This is a genomic window from Streptomyces sp. NPDC044719 (assembly GCF_056433405.1).
Window position 1 is genome coordinate 614,019 of the sequence record NZ_JBWKHE010000007.1, and the last position, 18,795, is coordinate 632,813.

The 18,795-nt window shown below is 72.0% G+C and carries 14 protein-coding genes; 11 read left to right on the plus strand and 3 right to left on the minus strand.

Annotated features, from left to right (window positions below; all coding sequences use genetic code 11):
• Positions 1 to 11: 11 nt before the first annotated feature.
• Positions 12 to 518: a cysteine dioxygenase gene (locus AC07DF_RS29490; RefSeq protein ID WP_478977861.1), complete on the minus strand. Its 507-nt coding sequence runs from the start codon at positions 516 to 518 to the stop codon at positions 12 to 14.
• Between the two features lie 660 nt (positions 519 to 1,178).
• Between AC07DF_RS29490 and AC07DF_RS29495 the strand changes: the two genes are divergently transcribed.
• The 3 genes from AC07DF_RS29495 (at position 1,179) to AC07DF_RS29505 (ending at position 6,842) form a co-directional block, all read left to right on the plus strand.
• Complete coding sequence (locus tag AC07DF_RS29495; RefSeq protein ID WP_003990679.1) at positions 1,179 to 1,442, plus strand: WhiB family transcriptional regulator; 264 nt, start codon at positions 1,179 to 1,181, stop codon at positions 1,440 to 1,442.
• A 163-nt stretch (positions 1,443 to 1,605) separates the two neighbouring features.
• Complete coding sequence (locus tag AC07DF_RS29500) at positions 1,606 to 5,298, plus strand: glycosyltransferase (RefSeq protein WP_478977865.1); 3,693 nt, start codon at positions 1,606 to 1,608, stop codon at positions 5,296 to 5,298.
• A complete protein-coding gene (locus tag AC07DF_RS29505; protein ID WP_478977868.1) occupies positions 5,295 to 6,842 on the plus strand; it encodes a DUF5719 family protein in 1,548 nt (515 codons plus the stop codon). Before AC07DF_RS29500 ends, AC07DF_RS29505 begins: the two co-directional genes overlap by 4 nt.
• Positions 6,843 to 6,855: 13 nt before the next feature.
• On the opposite strand, the gene AC07DF_RS29510 is transcribed toward AC07DF_RS29505, so the two are convergent.
• Entirely contained in the window at positions 6,856 to 7,311 is a 456-nt protein-coding gene (locus AC07DF_RS29510; protein WP_478977871.1) for a metallopeptidase family protein, read from the minus strand.
• Positions 7,312 to 7,605: 294 nt separating this feature from the next.
• Here AC07DF_RS29510 and AC07DF_RS29515 point away from each other — a divergent pair, with 294 nt between their 5' ends.
• The 7 genes from AC07DF_RS29515 to AC07DF_RS29545 all read left to right on the plus strand — a co-directional run bounded on the left by AC07DF_RS29515 (position 7,606) and on the right by AC07DF_RS29545 (position 15,080).
• Complete coding sequence (locus tag AC07DF_RS29515) at positions 7,606 to 8,028, plus strand: DUF3499 domain-containing protein (RefSeq protein ID WP_189726709.1); 423 nt, start codon at positions 7,606 to 7,608, stop codon at positions 8,026 to 8,028.
• Between the two features lie 120 nt (positions 8,029 to 8,148).
• The gene (locus AC07DF_RS29520) at positions 8,149 to 9,765 is read left to right on the plus strand and encodes an L-lactate permease (protein ID WP_478977875.1); all 1,617 of its coding nucleotides are present in this window, start codon (positions 8,149 to 8,151) and stop codon (positions 9,763 to 9,765) included.
• 102 nt (positions 9,766 to 9,867) lie between these two features.
• Positions 9,868 to 11,232, plus strand: a complete 1,365-nt coding sequence (locus AC07DF_RS29525; protein ID WP_478977878.1) for a phosphomannomutase/phosphoglucomutase — start codon at positions 9,868 to 9,870, stop codon at positions 11,230 to 11,232.
• 69 nt (positions 11,233 to 11,301) lie between these two features.
• On the plus strand, positions 11,302 to 11,472 hold the full coding sequence (locus AC07DF_RS29530) for a Trm112 family protein (protein WP_478977881.1): 171 nt from the start codon (positions 11,302 to 11,304) through the stop codon (positions 11,470 to 11,472).
• A gap of 117 nt (positions 11,473 to 11,589) precedes the next feature.
• Positions 11,590 to 12,717 (plus strand): SIS domain-containing protein, encoded by a 1,128-nt coding sequence (locus tag AC07DF_RS29535; protein WP_478977884.1) that lies wholly within the window; start codon positions 11,590 to 11,592, stop codon positions 12,715 to 12,717.
• A gap of 87 nt (positions 12,718 to 12,804) precedes the next feature.
• Entirely contained in the window at positions 12,805 to 13,956 is a 1,152-nt protein-coding gene (gene manA / locus AC07DF_RS29540) for a mannose-6-phosphate isomerase, class I (RefSeq protein WP_478977887.1), read from the plus strand.
• A 143-nt stretch (positions 13,957 to 14,099) separates the two neighbouring features.
• On the plus strand, positions 14,100 to 15,080 hold the full coding sequence (locus AC07DF_RS29545; RefSeq protein ID WP_478977890.1) for a cation diffusion facilitator family transporter: 981 nt from the start codon (positions 14,100 to 14,102) through the stop codon (positions 15,078 to 15,080).
• An 80-nt stretch (positions 15,081 to 15,160) separates the two neighbouring features.
• Here AC07DF_RS29545 and AC07DF_RS29550 read toward each other — a convergent pair whose 3' ends face one another.
• Positions 15,161 to 17,266 carry a fructose-specific PTS transporter subunit EIIC gene (locus AC07DF_RS29550; protein ID WP_478977893.1) on the minus strand — a complete coding sequence of 702 codons (2,106 nt, stop codon included), beginning with the start codon at positions 17,264 to 17,266 and terminating at the stop codon, positions 15,161 to 15,163.
• 528 nt (positions 17,267 to 17,794) lie between these two features.
• Here AC07DF_RS29550 and AC07DF_RS29555 point away from each other — a divergent pair.
• The coding region (locus AC07DF_RS29555) for an adenosylhomocysteinase (RefSeq protein WP_478977896.1) at positions 17,795 to 18,795 on the plus strand (1,001 nt) is incomplete at its 3' end.

An 18,795-nucleotide genomic window follows, 5' to 3' on the forward strand; every position in this document is an offset into this window, starting at 1 on the left:
ACGACAGCGGGTCAGGTAGTCAGGGCTTCCGGCACGCTCCGGGCCTCGCAGTGCGGGGCAGTGTGCATCGGCATCGCCGTCAGCCCCGGGTAATAGACGTGAAGACTCACCGCCGACTCGAGTGCGTCATTCACGACCTCGTGTACATACCCCGGCGCGAACACGCGCTGCGCGCCCGCCCGCAACGCGCGCGTGCCCCGCTCCGTGCGCTCCGTCAGCGTGCCGTCCAGCACGGTCAGCACACCGGAGGAGCGGCCGTGGTCGTGCAGCCCACTGCCCTGCCCGGGCACCCAGGACAGCAGCCACACCTCGTAGCCCGGTCCGGTGCGCAACCGGTGGTACCAGCGGCTGGCCGCGTCGTAGCGGACGAGGTGCTCCCACTGGGAGCGGTCGGCGGCGATGGAGCGGGCCAGGCCGACGAACTCGGCGACGGTGGCCGGGTGCTCGCGCTCCACCTGGAGCAGGTGCGGTACTTCGAGGATGTCGCCGGCGATCTGGAGGTCGCTGTCGCTGTTCATGGGGTGCGTGGTTCCTCAGTGAAAGTGGGTCAGAGGGAACGAGAGCCGAGGGACTGGTGGCCCGGCCTTCAGCTGGAGCGGGTGTGGCTCAACAGCTGGAACAGCGACAGCTACAGCGAGCGCGGGCAGCACCGTGGGACCCGGCGGTGCGGGTCGAGGTGAGTGCCAAGTTCGCGAGCATGCCCACTAGGACACCGGGTCACACCTCCGGTGTCAACTCGGCACCCGGTATGTGGGACGAGGTTCACCTCATCCGGTCGTTCACTCAGATGAAAGGTTTGTTCAGGGCCAGGCCGGGACACTTGGCGTTCACCGGGCGCACAAACCTCGTTGCGTACTCGTGATCAGACTGTGATCAGATTCGCTTCGGCGTGTGCGTCGGAACGAGATCGAACTCCTGGGCGTCCTCCCCCGTACAGGTCTGTACGGGGCCTGGGTGACGGTGGGGCTCCTCGCGGGCTCCGTCTGCGTGTCAAGGTTTATGCCGATTTGAACACTTTCCGCACGGCCTTGGTTCCGCAGAGTGAATAAGGGGCTCAATAGCAGATCTCGGCTTGACTCGCCCGGAGCAGCACACTTGTAATTTCACTCGTGTCGTTCAGCCGCAATCGGTAACGGCTACATCACGGGGACGCGGAAAAGAACAGACGAGGGGCGCACATGACCGAGCTGGTGCAGCAACTGCTGGTCGACGACGCGGACGAGGAACTCGGCTGGCAGGAGCGCGCGCTGTGCGCCCAGACCGACCCCGAGTCCTTCTTCCCCGAGAAGGGCGGCTCGACCCGGGAGGCCAAGAAGGTCTGTCTCTCCTGCGAGGTCCGCTCCGAGTGCCTCGAGTACGCCCTCGCCAACGACGAGCGCTTCGGTATCTGGGGCGGCCTGTCCGAGCGGGAACGCCGCCGGCTGAAGAAGGCCGCGGTCTGACCGGACCCATGGATGCGTGAACGGCCCGTCGCGGGTGGGTTATCCACAGGCGGCGGGCCGTCGCGCTGCCAGCCGATAGTGTGGGCGCTCGTCCGAGACGCCCCGCGGCCCCCGCCGGTCGCAGGCGTCCACCGCAGTCCACCGAACCGGGGCCCGTACCTCGATGTCCGTGCACAGCCACCCGGCAGCTCATCACGACACCGCTGCCACCGCCGTGTTTGACCCGGCCCACCCACCCGAGTTCCCGCGTCATGTGGTGACCGCGGTCCTCGTCTCCCACGACGGCGCCCGCTGGCTGCCCGACGCACTCGCCGGGCTGCTCGGCCAGGAGCGCCCCGTCCAGTACGCGATGGGGGCCGACACCGGCAGCGCGGACACCTCCGCCCAGCTGGTCACCGACGCGCTCGGCGCCGACCGGGTGCTGCACCTCGCCCGCCGTACCGGCTTCGGCCAGGCCGTCGAGGAGTGCGACCGCAGTGCCCCGGTCCTCACCCCGGACGAACTGCCGTACCTGAAGCGCCCCAGCGGCTGGGACCCCGTCACGCGCTCCTGGCGGGACGACGCCTACGACATGCCCGAGCTCCCGCACGGTGAGCCGGTGCAATGGCTGTGGCTGCTGCACGACGACTGCGCCCCGGAACCCGACGCCCTGGCCCAGCTGCTGCGCGTCGTGGACAACGAGTACGAGCTGGGCCGCGAGGACGTCGCCGTCGTGGGCCCCAAGCTCCGCGGCTGGTACGACCGGCGGCAGCTGCTGGAGGTCGGTGTCTCCATCGCCAACTCCGGCCGTCGCTGGACCGGCCTGGACCGCCGGGAGCAGGACCAGGGCCAGCACGACCACGTCCGGACCGTGCTGTCCGTGTCCACCGCCGGCATGCTCGTCCGCCGCGACATCTTCGAACAGCTCGGCGGCTTCGACCGGCACCTGCCCCTCATGCGCGACGACCTCGACCTGTGCTGGCGCGCGCACGCCGCGGGCCACCGCGTGCTCATCGCCCCGGAAGCCGTCGTCCGGCACGCCGAGGCGGCCTCCCGGGAGCGCCGCACCGTCGACTGCGTGGGCCGCACCTCCGCCTCCCCGCACAAGGTCGACAAGGCCGGCGCCGTCTACAGCCTGCTCGTCAACACCCGCACGGCCGTGCTCCCCTGGGTGCTGCTGCGCGTCGTGCTCGGCACCCTGCTGCGCACCGTCGCCTACCTCGTCGGCAAGGTCCCCGGACAGGCCGTCGACGAGATCCGCGGCCTCATGGGCACCCTGCTGCGGCCCGAGCGGATCCTCGCCGGGCGGCGCGCCAGAGGCACCCCCCGGATCGACAAGGGCGAACTGCGGCCGCTGTTCCCGCCGCCCGGCGCGACCGTCCGCATGACCGTCGAGCAGGTCGCGGGCAACCTCGTCGGCAGCTCCGACCCCGAGGTCGCCTCCGGCGCCGGACGGCACGGCGGAGCCGTGGAGTCGGGCCCCGGCGGCGACGACGCGGACTTCCTGCAGATCGAGCAGTTCGCCCGGCTCAAGCGCATCGCCCGCAAGCCCGGCCCGGTGCTCTTCCTCGTCCTGCTGCTCGTCTCCCTGCTCGCCTGCCGTGAACTCCTCGGTGGCGGCGCGCTCGCGGGCGGTGCCCTGCTGCCCGCCCCGGCCGACTCCGCCGCCCTGTGGGCGCGCTACCTGGACGCCTGGCACCCGGTCGGCGCCGGCGGCACCTCCTCCGCGCCCCCCTACATCGCCCTCGTGGCGATGCTGGCGTCCCTGCTGTTCGGCTCCACCGGCCTCGCCGTCACCGTCCTGCTCGTCTGCTCGGTGCCGCTGGCCGGTGTCGCCGCCTACTTCGTCTCCCGCCCGCTGGTCCAGTCGCGGCTGCTGCGCGCGTGGGCGGCCGTCGTCTACGCCTTCCTGCCCGCCGCCACCGGCGCCCTCGCCGGCGGCCGCATCGGCACGGCCGTCCTGGCCGTGCTGCTGCCGCTCATCGCGCGCGCGGGCATCGCCGCCAGCGGCCTGGCGAACCCGTCGGGCGCGCGGGGCAGTTGGCGCGCCACCTGGGCGTACGCACTGCTGCTGACCATCGCCACCGCGTTCACCCCGATCGTGTGGCCCGTCGCGCTGATCCTCGGGGCGGGGCTGCTGGCCGTGCGCCGCACGGACATCACGGCGTACGGGACGCGTTTCCTCGCCCAGCTCGGCACGCCCCTGCTGGTCCTCGCGCCCTGGTCGCTGTCGCTGCTCCCGTTCGGCTTCTTCCACCAGGCCGGCCTGGAGTACGGAGCCGCCTCCGCCTCCGCCCTCGACCTGCTCGGCGCCAGCCCGGGCGGCCCCGGCACCGTCAGCGGCCTGATGCTCATCGGCATCGTGCTGGCCGCGCTCGCCGCCCTGCTGCGCTCGGAACGCCAGCGGGGCATCCGCACGGCCTGGGCGGTCGCCCTGGTGGGCTTCGTCTTCGCGGCCCTGTCCAACAGCTCCACCTGGGCAGGACCCGCGACCCTCGTCTACGGCATCGCCCTCCTGGCGGCCGCCGTGCTCGGCGCCGACGGGGCACGCGCGCGCGTGGCCGAGCAGAGCTTCGGCTGGCGCCAGCCGGTCGCCGTGCTCATCGCCTTCGCCTCGGCCGCGGGCCCGCTGCTCGTCGCCGCCGGCTGGATGATCCGCGGCGCCGACGGGCCCCTGGAGCGGCGCGACCCGACCCAGGTCCCCGCGTTCGTCGCCGAGGAGAGCGGCACCCGCGACCAGGCCCGCACCCTCGTCCTCGACAGCGACTCCGGGGCCCACGTCGGCTACATGCTGGTGCGCGGCTCAGGCGCCCGCCTCGGCGACGGCGAGGTCGCCGCGGCCGACGGCGAGAACAGCAGTCTCGACAAGGTCGTCGCCAACCTCGTCGCCGGCTCCGGTGCCGACCAGGCCGACCAGCTCGGCGGCTTCGCCGTGCGCTACGTCCTCGTCCACCAGGGCGCGCCCCGCGAGGTCACCCGCGTCCTGGACGCCACGCCCGGCCTGACCCGGCTCAGCCAGCAGAGCGGCGGAGCGCTGTGGCGCATCGACCGGCAGGTCGCGCGCGCCGCCATCGTCCCCGCCTCCGGATCCGGCACCCCGCAGCCCGTCGCCGCCGGGCCCGTCGACATCCACACCACGATCCCGTCCGGAGCCGACGGGCGCGTGCTGCGCCTCGCCGACACCGCCGCCGACGGCTGGACCGCCACGCTGGACGGCAAGCCGCTGACCCGCACCACGGTCGACGGCTGGGCCCAGGGCTTCGAACTCCCCGCCACCGGCGGCACGCTGGACGTCACCTACGACGACCCCATCGGCCACACCGTGTGGCTGTGGACGCAGGGCCTGCTCGCCGTCGTCCTCGTGGTGCTCGCCCTGCCCGGCCGGCGCCGCGACGTCGACGACGACATGCCCGAGGAGCCGGTCGTCCCGGCCCAGGCGGTCGCCGGCGAGGGCCGCCGCGCCCGCCGCCTGCGCGCCCAGGCCGAGGCCGAGACCGAGGCGGAAGGAGCGGCCGGCCCCGGGGAGTTCCCGCCCCCGCAGCCCGAGCAGCCCCCGGCTGCCGTGCCGCAGCAGCAGAACCACGGTCAGTGGGACGCCGCGGGCTACCCGGGCGGCGAGTACGCGGGCTACGGCGACCAGTACCAGGCCGCCCCGTACCCGGCGGACGCGTACGGCGGGCAGTACCAGGCGGATCCGTACCAGGGCGGCCAGTACGACCCGTACGCGTACGGCGGCTCGCCCCAGGCACCGTCGTACGACCAGGCGGGCTACGACCAGGCCTACACGCAGGGCTACGGCACGCCGTACGACCCGGCGCAGGAGCAGCACCACCCCCACGGCACGGGCAGTGAGCGTCCCGACGGGAGCCAGCAGTGAACCGCACCACCCTGTCCCTGATCGCCGGTGTGACCGCGCTCGCCGCCGTCACCGGCTTCGCCGCGCTGTCCGCCCCGGACGACCCGGGCGCGGACGCCACCGCCAAGGCGGCCGCCCAACTGCCCGTGGAGCGCACGAGCCTGCTGTGCCCGGCGCCCAGCACCTCCGACCTCGCCGAGACGTCCTACACGTCCTTCACACCCGTCACGAAGGGCACGGAGAGCGGCGGCAAGGCCGAACTCCAGGCGGCGGCCGAGGCATCGGCGGACGGCTCGGACCCGGGCGGCGACAAGGGCGAGGACGACAAAAAGGCCGACAACAAGGCCGAGAACAAGGCCGAGAACAAGGCCGAGAAGCCCGTGCTGACTCCCAAGGAGCCCGGCAAGCCGGTCACCGGCGACAGCTCGGGTTCCGACGCGCCCGCGCTCGTCGGGACCGCCGACGGCAGGTTCGCGCCCGGCTGGACCGTCCAGGAGACCACGGAGGTCGCCGCCGGGACCGGGCGCGGCCTTCAGGGCGTCAACTGCGCGGCACCGGACACGAGTTTCTGGTTCCCGGGCGCCAGCACCGCGGCCGACCGCACCGACTACGTCCACCTGACGAACCCCGACGACTCGGCCGCCGTGGTCGACATCGAGCTCTACGGCAAGGACGGCTCCCTTCAGTCCCCGGTGGGGGAGGGCATCACCGTCCAGCCGCACTCCAGCGAGCCGGTCCTGCTGTCCACGCTCACGGACGAGGACCAGACCAACCTCACCGTGCACGTCAACGTCCGCAGCGGACGCGTCGGCGCTTCGGTGCAGGCCCTGGACGACAAGCTCGGCGGCGACTGGCTGGCCGCGTCCACGGACCCGTCGGGCAGCCTGGTCCTGCCCGGCATCCCCGAGGACGCCACCTCCGTGCGCCTGGTCGCCTTCACCCCGGGCGACGCCGACGCGGACCTGAAGGTGCGCCTCGCCTCCCCCTCGGGGCTGATCACCCCGGCCGGGCACGAGACGGTGCACGTCAAGGGCGGCATGACGACCGCCGTCGACCTCGGCGACGTCACACGCGGCGAGGCGGGCTCCCTGGTACTGACGCCGACGGACCAGTCCGTGCCGGTCGTGGCGGCCCTGCGGGTCGTACGGGGCAAGGGCGACAAGCAGGAGACGGCGTTCATCCCGGCCACCCGCCCCGTCGGCACGCGCGCGACGTCCGCCGACAACAGCGCCAAGGGCAGCACCCTGTCCCTGACCGCCCCCGGCCGTGCCGCCACGGTCAAGGTCACCGCCTCGGCGGGCAGCGAGGGCGGCACCCCGGTGTCGAAGACGTACACGATCAAGGCCGGCACGACCCAGGACATCGAGCCCCCGGCCCCCGGCGGCCTCAAGGGCACCTACGCGCTCACGGTCGAGCCGGTCTCCGGCGGCCCGGTCTACGGCGCCCGCACCCTGGCGGCGGACGAGAGCGGCGTCCCCGCCTTCACCGTGCAGACACTCCCCGACGACCGGGGCACGGTGGCGGTACCGGAGGCGGACGAGGACCTGTCAGTGCTGCAGAAGTAACCGGCGCGACTTCTCAGCCCTGGTCCTCGCCGTACCGCGGATCCACCGTCTCCGGCGTCAGCCCCAGCAGCTCGGCGACCTGCTCCACGACGACCTCGTGCACCAGCGCCGCCCGCTCGTCGCGCCCCTTGGTACGGATCTCGACCGGCCGCCGGTAGACCACCACGCGCGCGGGGCGCCCCTCGCGCGCGCTGATCGTGCCGCCGAGCGGAACCGCCTCCTCGTGCCAGGCGTCGCCGGGCCCGTCGAGCCGCGGCACCTCCAGGACCAGGAAATCGATGTCGGCGAGCTGCGGCCACCGCCGCTCCAGGCGCTCCACGGAGTCCTGCACCAGATCCGCGAACGCCTCCGCGCGGCTCGCGGCGAGCGGCACCTGCGGGGGTGCGATCGGGCCGCGCATGCCCCGGCCGTGGCGATCACGACGGCGGGGCCCGGGGGCGGCGGCACGGGGCGTTACGGGCTTGTCCATCACCGCTGAAGGGTAGTCCCCGCCACGCGCGTGTGCCCGGCACCGCGCGGCGCCACGCACGGCTTCCGGCCGACCCGCACGGCATGTCGTTACATGACCATTCAAGCCAAGGTTGGGCTTGATTCCGTATCTCGCCGAGACCGTCGACGTCACGGCAATTGAGGGTTTTGTGACGACTCTTGACCGGTTGCGGGCTCGTCCGACACCCCGGACGACGGCGTCCGGGCAGGTCAGCCGGGTGGGCCGACAGGGGCGTGTGGGGCGTTTCACAACGCGACACGGTGGAGTGACCTGGTGGAGAGTCGTCGCGGCCCGCTCAAGAGTGCGGTACCGTCCAACATCGTGAGCCCTGTACGTCGCTGTTCGCGCACCGCCTGCGGCCGTCCCGCCGTCGCGACGCTGACGTACGTCTACGCCGACTCGACCGCGGTCCTCGGCCCGCTCGCCACCTACGCCGAACCCCACTGCTACGACCTGTGCGCCGAGCACTCCGAGCGCCTCACCGCCCCGCGCGGCTGGGAGGTCGTCCGGCTCCTCGACGGTTCCGCCCCGGCCCGCCCCAGCGGTGACGACCTGGAAGCCCTTGCGAACGCCGTGCGAGAGGCGGCTCGCCCCCAGGAGCGGGCGGCCGGGGCCGGTGGCGGCGGTCGTGCGGCCGACCCGATGGAGGTCGCGCGGCGCGGTCATCTGCGGGTCCTGCGGTCCCCCGACAACTGAGCGCCCCGTCCAGCTGCTGTCTCGCGCACACCCATTGACGCGAGCTTGGCGCGGACATGACCATTCCGTTTGAGGATGCGAGAAATCGCTTTCACATGACGGAAACCGGGGAGGCGCCCGTTGTACGTCCAGAAACTGGAACCCGTCGCCGGCTCATTAGGCGTGTCCGCCCTCGTGGCCGCCCTGCCCCTCGTGATCGTCCTGGTCCTGCTCGGCGGCGTCCGCCTGAAGGCGCACCTGGCAGGGCTGACCGGCCTCCTCGCCGCCGTGCTCGTCGCCTGGCTCGCCTACGGCATGCCCCTGGGCCAGACCCTCTCCAGCGCCGCCCAGGGCGCCGTCTTCGGCCTCTTCCCCATCCTGTGGATCGTCGTCAACGCCCTGTGGGTCTACCGGATGACCGTCCGCACCCGTCACTTCGACATCCTGCGCCGGTCCTTCGGGCGGCTCTCCGACGACCCGCGCATCCAGGCACTCGTCATCGCCTTCTGCTTCGGAGCGCTGCTCGAGGCACTCGCCGGCTTCGGGGCGCCGGTCGCGATCAGCGCGGTCATGCTGGTCGCCCTCGGCTTCGAACCGGTGCGCGCCGCCGTCGTCGCCCTGGTCGCCAACACCGCCCCCGTGGCCTTCGGCGCGATGGGCACACCCGTCGTCACCCTCGCCCAGGTCACCGGACTGCCGCTGGACTCCGTGGCGTCCGTGGTGGGCCGTCAGACGCCGCTGCTGGCCCTCGTGGTGCCCCTGGTGCTGGTCTGGCTCGTGGACGGCCGGCGCGGGCTGCGCGAGACCTGGGTGCCCGCCCTGGCGTGCGGAGTCGCCTTCGCCGTGGCCCAGTTCGCCGCCTCCAACTACGTCTCCGCCCAACTCGCCGACATCGGCGCCGCCCTCGCCGGCGCGGGCGCCCTGGTCGCCGTACCGCACGCGCGCGTGCCCGCCGCCGAGGCCGTACGCGCATCCGTCCTGACCGGCGCCCGCAGCGAGGAACTCGACCAGGGTGACCCGCCCCGCGAGATCCTGCGCGCCTACGCCCCCTACGCGCTGATCGTCGTGATCTTCTCCGTCGCGCAGATACCGGCCCTCAAGGACTGGCTCGCCAAGACCACCCAGACCTACGACTGGCCCTTCCTGAACGTGGCGGGGCCGGACGGCGACCCGGTCAGCGGCAACGTCTTCACCTGGCCGATCGTCTCGACCGGCGGCACGCTGGTACTCCTCGCCGGTATCTGCACGGCCGCGGTCATCGGGGTGCACACGCGCGTGGCGGTCAAGGAGTGGCTCGCGACCGTCCACGAGCTGCGCTTCGCGATCCTGACCGTGACCTCCGTGCTGGCGCTCGCCTACGTCATGAACGTCTCCGGCCAGGCGGCGACGATCGGCCACTTCGTCGCGGCGGCCGGAGCCGGACTGGCGTTCCTCTCGCCCGTCCTCGGCTGGTTCGGAGTCGCCGTGACCGGATCCGACACCTCGGCCAACGCCCTCTTCGGCGCCCTCCAGGTGACCGCCGCCCGCGAGTCCGGACTCTCCCCCGACCTGCTGGCCGCCGCCAACAGCTCCGGCGGTGTCCTCGGCAAGATGATCTCCCCGCAGAACCTCACCATCGCCTGCGCGGCCGTCGGACTCGCGGGCCGGGAGGGCGACTTGCTGCGCAAGGTACTGCCGTGGAGCCTGGGCCTGCTGCTGGTCATGTGCCTGATCGTGGTCGGCCAGAGCACGCAGGTCCTGGGCTGGATGCTGCCCTGACCTGAGATGACGCCCGGCCGTCCTCCGGCGTCCGCCCGGCGCGCTGTCAGCGGGCGGGGGTAGTTTGGGCCGACCGACAGTACTTTTTCAGGAAGGTTGGCCGTGGCTGCTGATCTGTCGCAGGTCGTGAAGGCGTACGACGTACGCGGGGTCGTCCCGGACCAGTGGGACGAGTCCCTGGCGGAGCTCTTCGGGGCGGCCTTCGTCCGGGTCACCGGCGCGAGTGCCATCGCGACCGGGCACGACATGCGGCCCTCCTCGCCGGGCCTGTCGCGTGCCTTCGCGCGCGGGGCCGCCGCGCAGGGCGCCGACGTGACGGAGATCGGCCTGTGCTCCACGGACCAGCTGTACTACGCCTCGGGTGCGCTGGACCTCCCGGGCGCCATGTTCACCGCCTCCCACAACCCGGCGCGGTACAACGGCATCAAGATGTGCCGCGCGGGCGCCGCCCCGGTCGGCCAGGACACCGGCCTCGCGGAGATCCGCGAACTCGTCGAGCGCTGGAGCGAGTCGGGCGCCCCGGAGCCGGCCGCGAAGACGGGAACGATCACCGGCCGCGACACGTTGTCGGACTACGCGGCGCACCTGCTCTCGCTGGTCGACCTGGCTTCCCTCCGCCCCCTGAAAGTCGTCGTCGACGCGGGCAACGGCATGGGCGGCCACACGGTCCCGGAGGTCTTCGCCGGCCTGCCGGTGACCCTGGTCCCGATGTACTTCGAGCTCGACGGCACCTTCCCCAACCACGAGGCCAACCCCCTCGACCCGGCCAACCTCGTCGACCTGCAGAAGCGGGTCCGTGAGGAGGGCGCCGACCTGGGCCTCGCCTTCGACGGCGACGCGGACCGCTGCTTCGTCGTCGACGAGCGCGGCGAGCCGGTCTCCCCGTCCGCGATCACCGCACTGGTCGCCTCCCGCGAGCTGGCCAGGCACGGCGGCAAGGGCGTGATCATCCACAACCTGATCACGTCCTGGTCGGTCCCCGAGGTCGTCGAGGAGAACGGCGGCACCCCGGTCCGCACCCGCGTGGGCCACTCCTTCATCAAGGCGGAGATGGCCCGGTCGGGCGCGATCTTCGGCGGTGAGCACTCCGCGCACTACTACTTCCGCGACTTCTGGAACGCCGACACGGGCATGCTGGCCGCCCTCCACGTCCTGGCGGCCCTCGGCGGCCAGGCAGGCCCCCTCTCCGCGCTCGTCGCCCAGTACGACCGCTACGCGGGCTCCGGCGAGATCAACTCCACGGTCACCGACCAGGCGGCCCGCCTCGCCGCGATCCGCTCCGCCTACGAGACACGCGAGGGCGTCGAACTGGACGACCTCGACGGCCTCACGGTCTCCGCCGCCGACTGGTGGTTCAACGTCCGCCCCTCCAACACGGAGCCGCTGCTGCGCCTGAACGCGGAGGCGAGGGACCCGGAGACGATGGCCCGGGTGAGGGACGAGGTACTGGGGATCATCAGGGGCTGAGGCCCCGCCCCCACCGGCGGTAATCTGACCAGGCACAACCCCAAGCGCCCGCACCCCGAAGGAAACCCCATGCCTCTGGAATCCGGCCTCCTGGACATCCTCGCCTGCCCGGCCTGCCACGCCCCGCTCGAGGAGCAGGACACCGAACTGATCTGCACCGACCAGAGCTGCGCCCTGGCCTACCCCGTCCGCGACGGCATCCCCGTCCTCCTGGTCGACGAGGCCCGCCGCCCCGCCTAGGACACACACGCGGACACACCCGCGTGAGCCCGCGGTGCGCATGACCCCCGGCACAACGGGCACCGAGGCAGGACGACACCCCCATAACGGACCCCGGCGATCGGAGGCTGCCGCCCCATGCTCGACGAATCGCTGCTCGACTCCCCAGAGGGCCTCGCGGAGGCCGACCACCGAGGCCTGCTCCGCGGCGCCGCGGAAGCCGGCGCGCGCGTCCGCACCGCCGCCCGCCACGCCTCCGAGGCGGGCATCAACGACCTCAAGCCCGACGGCCGCCCCCGCGGCGTCCTCATCGCCGGCCCTGGCGCCGCCGCCACCCACGCCGCCGACCTCCTCGGCACGCTCGCCGGCGCCGGCAGCCCGGTCACCCGCCTGGCCCCCACCGGCGTGGCCCCCGCCGCGGGCGCCCTGCGCTGGGAACTGCCCGGCTGGGTCGGCTCCGTGGACCTCCTCCTGATCACCACCCCGGACGGCACCGAACCGGGCCTGTCCCTCCTCGCCGAGCAGGCCTACCGCCGCGGCTGCACCGTCGTCGCCGTAGCCCCCAGCAGGTCCCCGCTCGCCGACGCCGTACACGGCTCGCACGGCCTGTTCGTCCCCATGGCGACCGCCCCGTACGACCAGGAAGAGCCCTTCGCCGCGTCCGCCCCCGGCGTCCTGTGGGCCCTGCTCACCCCGCTCCTCGCGCTCCTGGACCGCGCGGGAGTGCTCACCGCCCCGCCGGACGCACTCGGCAAGGTCGCCGACCGCCTCGACCGCATCGCCGAGCGCTGCGGCCCCGCCATCGCGACCTACAGCAACGCCGCCAAGACCCTGGCCGCCGAACTCGCCGACGCGCTGCCCATCGTCTGGACCGAGGGCGTCTCGGCCGGACCGGCGGGCCGTCGTTTCGCCGCCGCCCTCGCCGAACTGTCCGGCACCCCCGCAGTCGTCGCCGAACTGCCCGAGGCCCTCGCCGCACACAGCGCCCTGCTCGCGGGCCCGCTGGCCGCCAGCGCCGACCCCGACGACTTCTTCCGCGACCGCGTCGAGGAGGCACCCGCCCTCCACGCGCGCGTGGTGCTGCTCCGCGACCGCCCCATCGGCGGCCTCACCGCCGCCCCCGGCGCCCGCGACCTGGCCCTCAGCCACGACACCCCGATCAGCGAACTGGAACCGGAGGCGGGCGACGAGCTGGAGACCCTCGCCGAACTGATCGCCATCACGGATTTCGCCGCCGTTTACCTCGCGCTCGCTTCGAGGGCCTGATCATGCCCGGGACACCCTGACGCCCACGCGGCAGCCGCCCGGGAGCAGCAGGCGTACGTACGCACTCACAGGACCAGAGAGATCCCCATGGACCGCCTCGACAACACCATCCGCCCCTACGCCTGGGGTTCCCCGACCGCCATCCCGAACCTGCTCGGCGTCGAACCGACCGGCGAGCCGCAGGCGGAGATGTGGATGGGCGCCCACCCGGGCGCACCCTCGCGCACCGGCCGGGGCACGCTCGTCGAGGTCGTCGACGCCGACCCCGAGAAGGAACTCGGACCGGCCGCCGTCGCCAAGTTCGGCCCCCGCCTGCCCTTCCTGCTCAAGATCCTCGCCGCCGGAGCCCCGCTCTCCCTCCAGGTCCACCCCGACCTGGCGCAGGCGAAGGAGGGCTACGCGGACGAGGAGCGCCGCTCCATCCCCGTGGACGCCCCGCACCGCAACTACAAGGACGCCAACCACAAGCCCGAACTGATCTGCGCGCTCACCGAGTTCGACGGCCTGTGCGGCTTCCGCGCCCCGCTCGAGGCCGCCGGCCTGCTCGACGACCTCGGCGTCGACTCCCTCAAGCCGTACGTCGACCTGCTGCACGCCCACCCCGAGGACGCGGCCCTGCGCGAGGTCCTCACGGCGATCCTCACCGCCGACCCCGACGAGATGTCCCGGACGGTCACGGAAGCGGCCGCCGCCTGCGACCGCCTCGGCGGCGCCTACGCCCCCTACGCCGACATCGCCCACCACTACCCGGGCGACCCCGGCGTCATCGCCGCGATGCTGCTCAACCACGTCCGGCTCCAGCCCGGCGAGGCCCTCTACCTCGGCGCCGGCGTCCCGCACGCCTACCTGAACGGACTTGGCGTCGAGATCATGGCCAACTCCGACAACGTCCTGCGCTGCGGCCTCACCCCCAAGCACGTCGACGTCCCCGAACTCCTGCGCATCGTCCACTTCCGCGCCGGCGACCCCGGCGTCCTGCGCCCCGAGGCCTCCCCGGACGGCGAGGAGGTCTACGAGACCCCGATCGACGAGTTCCGCCTCTCCCGCTACGTCCTGCCCGAGGCCGGCGCCACCCACGACCTCACCCGCCCGACCCCGCAGATCCTGCTCTGCACGGCCGGCTCCGTCCGGGCGGGAGAGCACGACCTCACCCCCGGCCGGTCCGTCTTCGTCCCGGCCGGGGGTGAGGCCGAAGTGTCCGGAACCGGCACGCTCTTCCGGGCCACGGTCATCGCCTGACCTCCCAGGACGGTGACCTGGCGCGCTCCCGCCGGAGCGGGCTGCAACAATGGCCCACCGTCAAGCACGGGCAAAGCCACGGGCAGCGCACCAAGGCGAGCGCCCGGGCCCTGAAACGGCGTACGAAGGGACAACGCGAACATATGAGCGCGTCAGGCGGAACCAAGGCGATCGTGGCGGCACTGGCCGCCAACCTCGCGATCGCGGTAGCGAAGTTCGTGGCGTTCCTCTTCAGCGGCTCGTCCTCGATGCTCGCCGAGTCCGTGCACTCGCTCGCCGACTCCGGCAACCAGGCACTCCTCCTCCTCGGCGGCAAGCGGGCGAAGCGCGAGGCCACCCCGCAACACCCCTTCGGCTACGGCCGCGAGCGCTACGTCTACGCCTTCCTCGTCTCCATCGTCCTCTTCTCGGTCGGCGGCATGTTCGCCCTCTACGAGGGCTACGAGAAGATCAAGCACCCGCACGAGCTGACCCACTGGTACTGGCCGGTCGGCGTTCTGGTCTTCGCGATCATCGCCGAGACCTTCTCCTTCCGCACCGCCATCAAGGAGTCCAACGTCCTGCGCGGGCGCCGCTCCTGGACGGAGTTCGTCCGCCACGCCAAGGCGCCCGAGCTCCCGGTCGTCCTCCTGGAGGACCTCGGCGCCCTCGTCGGCCTGATCCTCGCCCTCGGCGGCGTCGGCCTCGCCCTGCTCACCGGCGACAGCGTCTGGGACGGCGTCGGCACCCTCTGCATCGGCATCCTGCTCATCCTGATCGCCCTGGTCCTCGCCGCCGAGACCAAGTCCCTGCTGCTCGGCGAGTCCGCCGGTGTCGAGGAGACACAGAAGATCGAGACCGCCCTCGTCGACGGCGACACCGTCACCCGCATCATCCACATGCGCACGCTCCACCTCGGCCCCGAGGAACTCCTCGTCGCCGCCAAGATCGCCGTCCGCCACGAGGAGACGGCCACCGAGATCGCCGCCGCGATCAACGCCGCCGAGTCCCGCATCCGCGAGGCCGTCCCGATCGCCCGCGTGATCTACCTCGAGCCGGACATCTACAGCGAGACCGAAGCCGCCAAGGGCCCCGACCCCGAGGCGACGCCCGGCGGACCGACGCCGAGCGACGCCGGGCACTGACGTCCCGCAGGAGCACCGCCCGAACACACATGGGGCCCGCCGAACCGATCGGCGGGCCCCACGCGTTTCTTCCTGCCCGGCTACTCGACCTCGCCCAGCACCCCGAGGAGCGCCGCTTCGTCAGACGCCGCCAGCAGCCGCTCCCGGAACCCGGCGTCCATCAACTTCCGCGACAACAGCGCCAGAATCCGCAGATGCTCGTCACCCGCCGCCGCCTCCGGTACGGCGATCATGAACACCAACCTCGCCTTGGTACCGTCCAGCGAGCCCCACTCGACGCCCTGCGCGGACCGGGCGAAACCGACGACCGGCTCCGTCACCGCATCCGTCTTGGCGTGCGGAATCGCGATCTCCTCACCGAGCCCGGTCGTGCCCTGAGCCTCCCGCCGCAGCGCGGTCGCCACCAGTTCGTCCAAGTCCGCGACCTTGCCGGTCCGAGCCAGCAGCTCCGCCATTTCCCGGATGGCGGCCTCCTTGTCATCCGCTTCGAGGCCGACCTTGACGGTCCGGTCGGTGAGGTGACCGGAGAGCACCTCGGTGGAGGCGCCACCGGGACCGGACGGCTCGGGCTCTGCCGCTTCGTCCGCCACGGCCGTGGCACTGCTCGCGGCAGCCGCCGGCGCACGCACGGCCGCCCGCGCTACGACCGCACCGCCACCGCCGCCACCATCGGGCACTCCGGCCGGTGCGGGCTGGAGTCCGGCGGCACCCGCACCGAAGCCCGCCTCCCCGCGCCGCTTGCGCTCAGCCAGGTCGACGAGGGCCACCGTCGTCAGCGCGGTGACGACCGAGCCGATCACCACGGCCACGAAGAACATCGGCACGCCGCTCACCGCACCCAGCACGGCCACGATCGGCCCACCGTGCGGCACCGCGTCCTCGACCCCGGCGACCCCGGCGATCGCACCGGCGACCGCGCCACCCAGCATGTTGGCGGGGATGACCTGCGCGGGCCGCGCGGCCGCGAACGGGATCGCACCCTCCGAGATGCCGAAGCAGCCCATGAACAGCGAGGCGAGCCCCGTCTCCCGCTCCTGCTCGGTGTACAGACGCTTCCGTATCAGCGTGGCCAGGCCCTGCCCCAGCGGCATGACCGGGATCGCGGCCGCGCACATGCCCATGACCGTCTGGTTGCCGGTCGCGATCAGGCCCGTCCCGAACAGGAACGCCGTCTTGTTGACCGGCCCGCCCATGTCGAACGCGATCATGAGCCCCAGAATCGCGCCGAGCAGGATCGCGCTCGTGCCGGTCATCCCGCTGAGCCAGCTGGTCAGATGCTCGAACACCCACGAGATCGGCTTCCCGATGACGTAGATGAAGAACAGCCCGAGCGCCGTCGTCGCCACGATCGGGATCACGATGATCGGCATGATCGGCTGCGCGAACTTCGGAACCTTGACCTTCTTGATCCACAACACCAGATACCCGGCGAGGAACCCGGTCACGATCGCCCCGATGAACCCGGCGCCCGCCTTGGAGTCGTACAACTCACCGGTGTTGGCGATCCAGCCACCGATCATGCCGGGCACGAGCGCGGGCCGGTCCCCGATGGCATACGCGGTGTAGCCGGACAGGATCGGCACCATCAGCGTGAAGCCGATGACGCCGATGTTGTTCACGTCCATCCAGAAGGAGTCCTTCGGGATGACCAGACCGCCCGACGGATCGGTGTGCCCGCCGAGCGAGAGCGAGATCGCGATCAGCAGCCCACCGACCACGACGAACGGGATCATGTAACTGACCCCGTTCATCAGCGCCTTGTACCCGACGCTCCGCTCCTTGCCGCCACGGGTCGCGGGGGCCGTGGGGGCGCCCCCTTCCGCGTGCACGGGCGCCGACAGCACTCGGTCGATCAGCTGCTCCGGGTGACGGATGCCCTCCGCCACCCCGACGGTCAGGACCCGCTTCCCCGCGAAACGGCTCAGGTCCACGTCCTTGTCCGCGGCGATGATGATGCCGTCGGCGTGTTTGACATCGTTGTCATCTAGGACGTTTTCAGCCCCGATGGATCCCTGCGTCTCCACCTTCATCTCGATGCCGCGACTCTCGGCGGCCTGCGCGAGCTTTTCAGCCGCCATGTACGTGTGGGCGATGCCGGTCGGGCACGCGGTTACCGCGAGCAGCTTCAACCGCTGCCGCTCACCACCGCCGCTGCCCATGGGGGGAGGGCCGGCCGGACTGGTCACGTCGATCTCCTAACGCCTTTGTCACGCGGAGTCGCCGTCCCGGACGCCCCGCAAGATCGATCAGTTGTTCAGATCTCCCGGGCATCCTGCACCACGCCGCCGCAGACTCAAAGGCCAGAAGATCCCTGATAGTTCCGCTTTGTCGCCTCCTGTCGCCCGTTCGTTGGTGTCCTGTTATCGCGCCCACCCGTCGCCCACACCCCCACCGTCCCCGTGACCTGCCTCCACCGCCCGAAGAACCCACGCCCTCCTGACCGTCTCTCTTACTCGTCCCCCTCGATGGCGCGATCTGTTCGGATGCGGACTGGGGACGGCCCGGCCTCCCGGTGTAGCTTGGGACGGAGCCAGACGTCGCTGCTGATGGCGGTCGGGCGGTCCCACCGCGGACCGGCCGAGGGAGAGAGGGCCTCCGACGGACTGCGCTGCGTGTACGCGGGCATGCCAGTGTCCTCCTTCGGGCACCCCTGTGTCCGCCGCCGCGCAGACCAGCCGTATACACCTCGACCCAACCCCGAGGAGCAGCTCGCAATGACGACTGTCGACAACCGACAGGACTTCAAGGTCGCCGACCTCTCCCTGGCCGACTTCGGCCGCAAGGAGATCACCCTCGCCGAGCACGAGATGCCGGGCCTGATGGCGATCCGCAAGGAATACGCCGAGGCCCAGCCCCTCGCCGGCGCCCGCGTCACCGGCTCCCTGCACATGACCGTGCAGACCGCCGTGCTCATCGAGACCCTGGTCGCCCTGGGCGCGCAGGTCCGCTGGGCCTCCTGCAACATCTTCTCCACCCAGGACCACGCCGCCGCCGCCATCGCCGTCGGCCCGAACGGCACGCCCGACAACCCGCAGGGCGTCCCGGTCTTCGCCTGGAAGGGCGAGACCCTGGAGGAGTACTGGTGGTGCACGGAGCAGGCGCTGACCTGGCCGGACACCCCCACCGGCGGCCCGAACATGATCCTGGACGACGGCGGTGACGCCACCCTCCTCGTCCACAAGGGCGTCGAGTACGAGAAGGACGGCAAGGTCCCCTCGGTCGACACCGCCGAGAACGACGAGCACCGCGTCATCCTCGAACTCCTGAACCGCACCATCACCGACGGCTCCCAGAAGTGGACCCAGCTCGCCTCGGAGATCCGCGGTGTCACCGAGGAGACCACGACCGGCGTCCACCGCCTGTACGAGATGCAGCGCGACGGCGTCCTGCTGTTCCCGGCGATCAACGTCAACGACGCCGTCACGAAGTCGAAGTTCGACAACAAGTACGGCTGCCGCCACTCGCTCGTCGACGGCATCAACCGCGCCACGGACGTCCTCATCGGCGGCAAGACCGCGGTCGTCTTCGGCTATGGCGACGTGGGCAAGGGCTGCGCGGAGTCTCTGCGTGGCCAGGGCGCCCGCGTGATCATCACGGAGATCGACCCGATCTGCGCGCTGCAGGCGGCGATGGACGGCTACCAGGTCACGACCCTGGACGAGGTCGTCGACAAGGCCGACATCTTCATCACCACGACCGGCAACAAGGACATCAT

Excerpts from the sequence above, each read along its gene's own strand:
- AC07DF_RS29490 (WP_478977861.1), bottom strand. The coding sequence starts at position 518 with ATGAACAGCGACAGCGACCTCCAGATCGCCGGCGACATCCTCGAAGTA.
- AC07DF_RS29495 (WP_003990679.1), top strand. The coding sequence starts at position 1,179 with ATGACCGAGCTGGTGCAGCAACTGCTGGTCGACGACGCGGACGAGGAA.
- AC07DF_RS29500 (WP_478977865.1), top strand. The coding sequence starts at position 1,606 with ATGTCCGTGCACAGCCACCCGGCAGCTCATCACGACACCGCTGCCACC.
- AC07DF_RS29510 (WP_478977871.1), bottom strand. The coding sequence starts at position 7,311 with ATGGACAAGCCCGTAACGCCCCGTGCCGCCGCCCCCGGGCCCCGCCGT.
- AC07DF_RS29530 (WP_478977881.1), top strand. The coding sequence starts at position 11,302 with ATGCCTCTGGAATCCGGCCTCCTGGACATCCTCGCCTGCCCGGCCTGC.
- AC07DF_RS29535 (WP_478977884.1), top strand. The coding sequence starts at position 11,590 with ATGCTCGACGAATCGCTGCTCGACTCCCCAGAGGGCCTCGCGGAGGCC.
- manA (WP_478977887.1), top strand. The coding sequence starts at position 12,805 with ATGGACCGCCTCGACAACACCATCCGCCCCTACGCCTGGGGTTCCCCG.
- AC07DF_RS29545 (WP_478977890.1), top strand. The coding sequence starts at position 14,100 with ATGAGCGCGTCAGGCGGAACCAAGGCGATCGTGGCGGCACTGGCCGCC.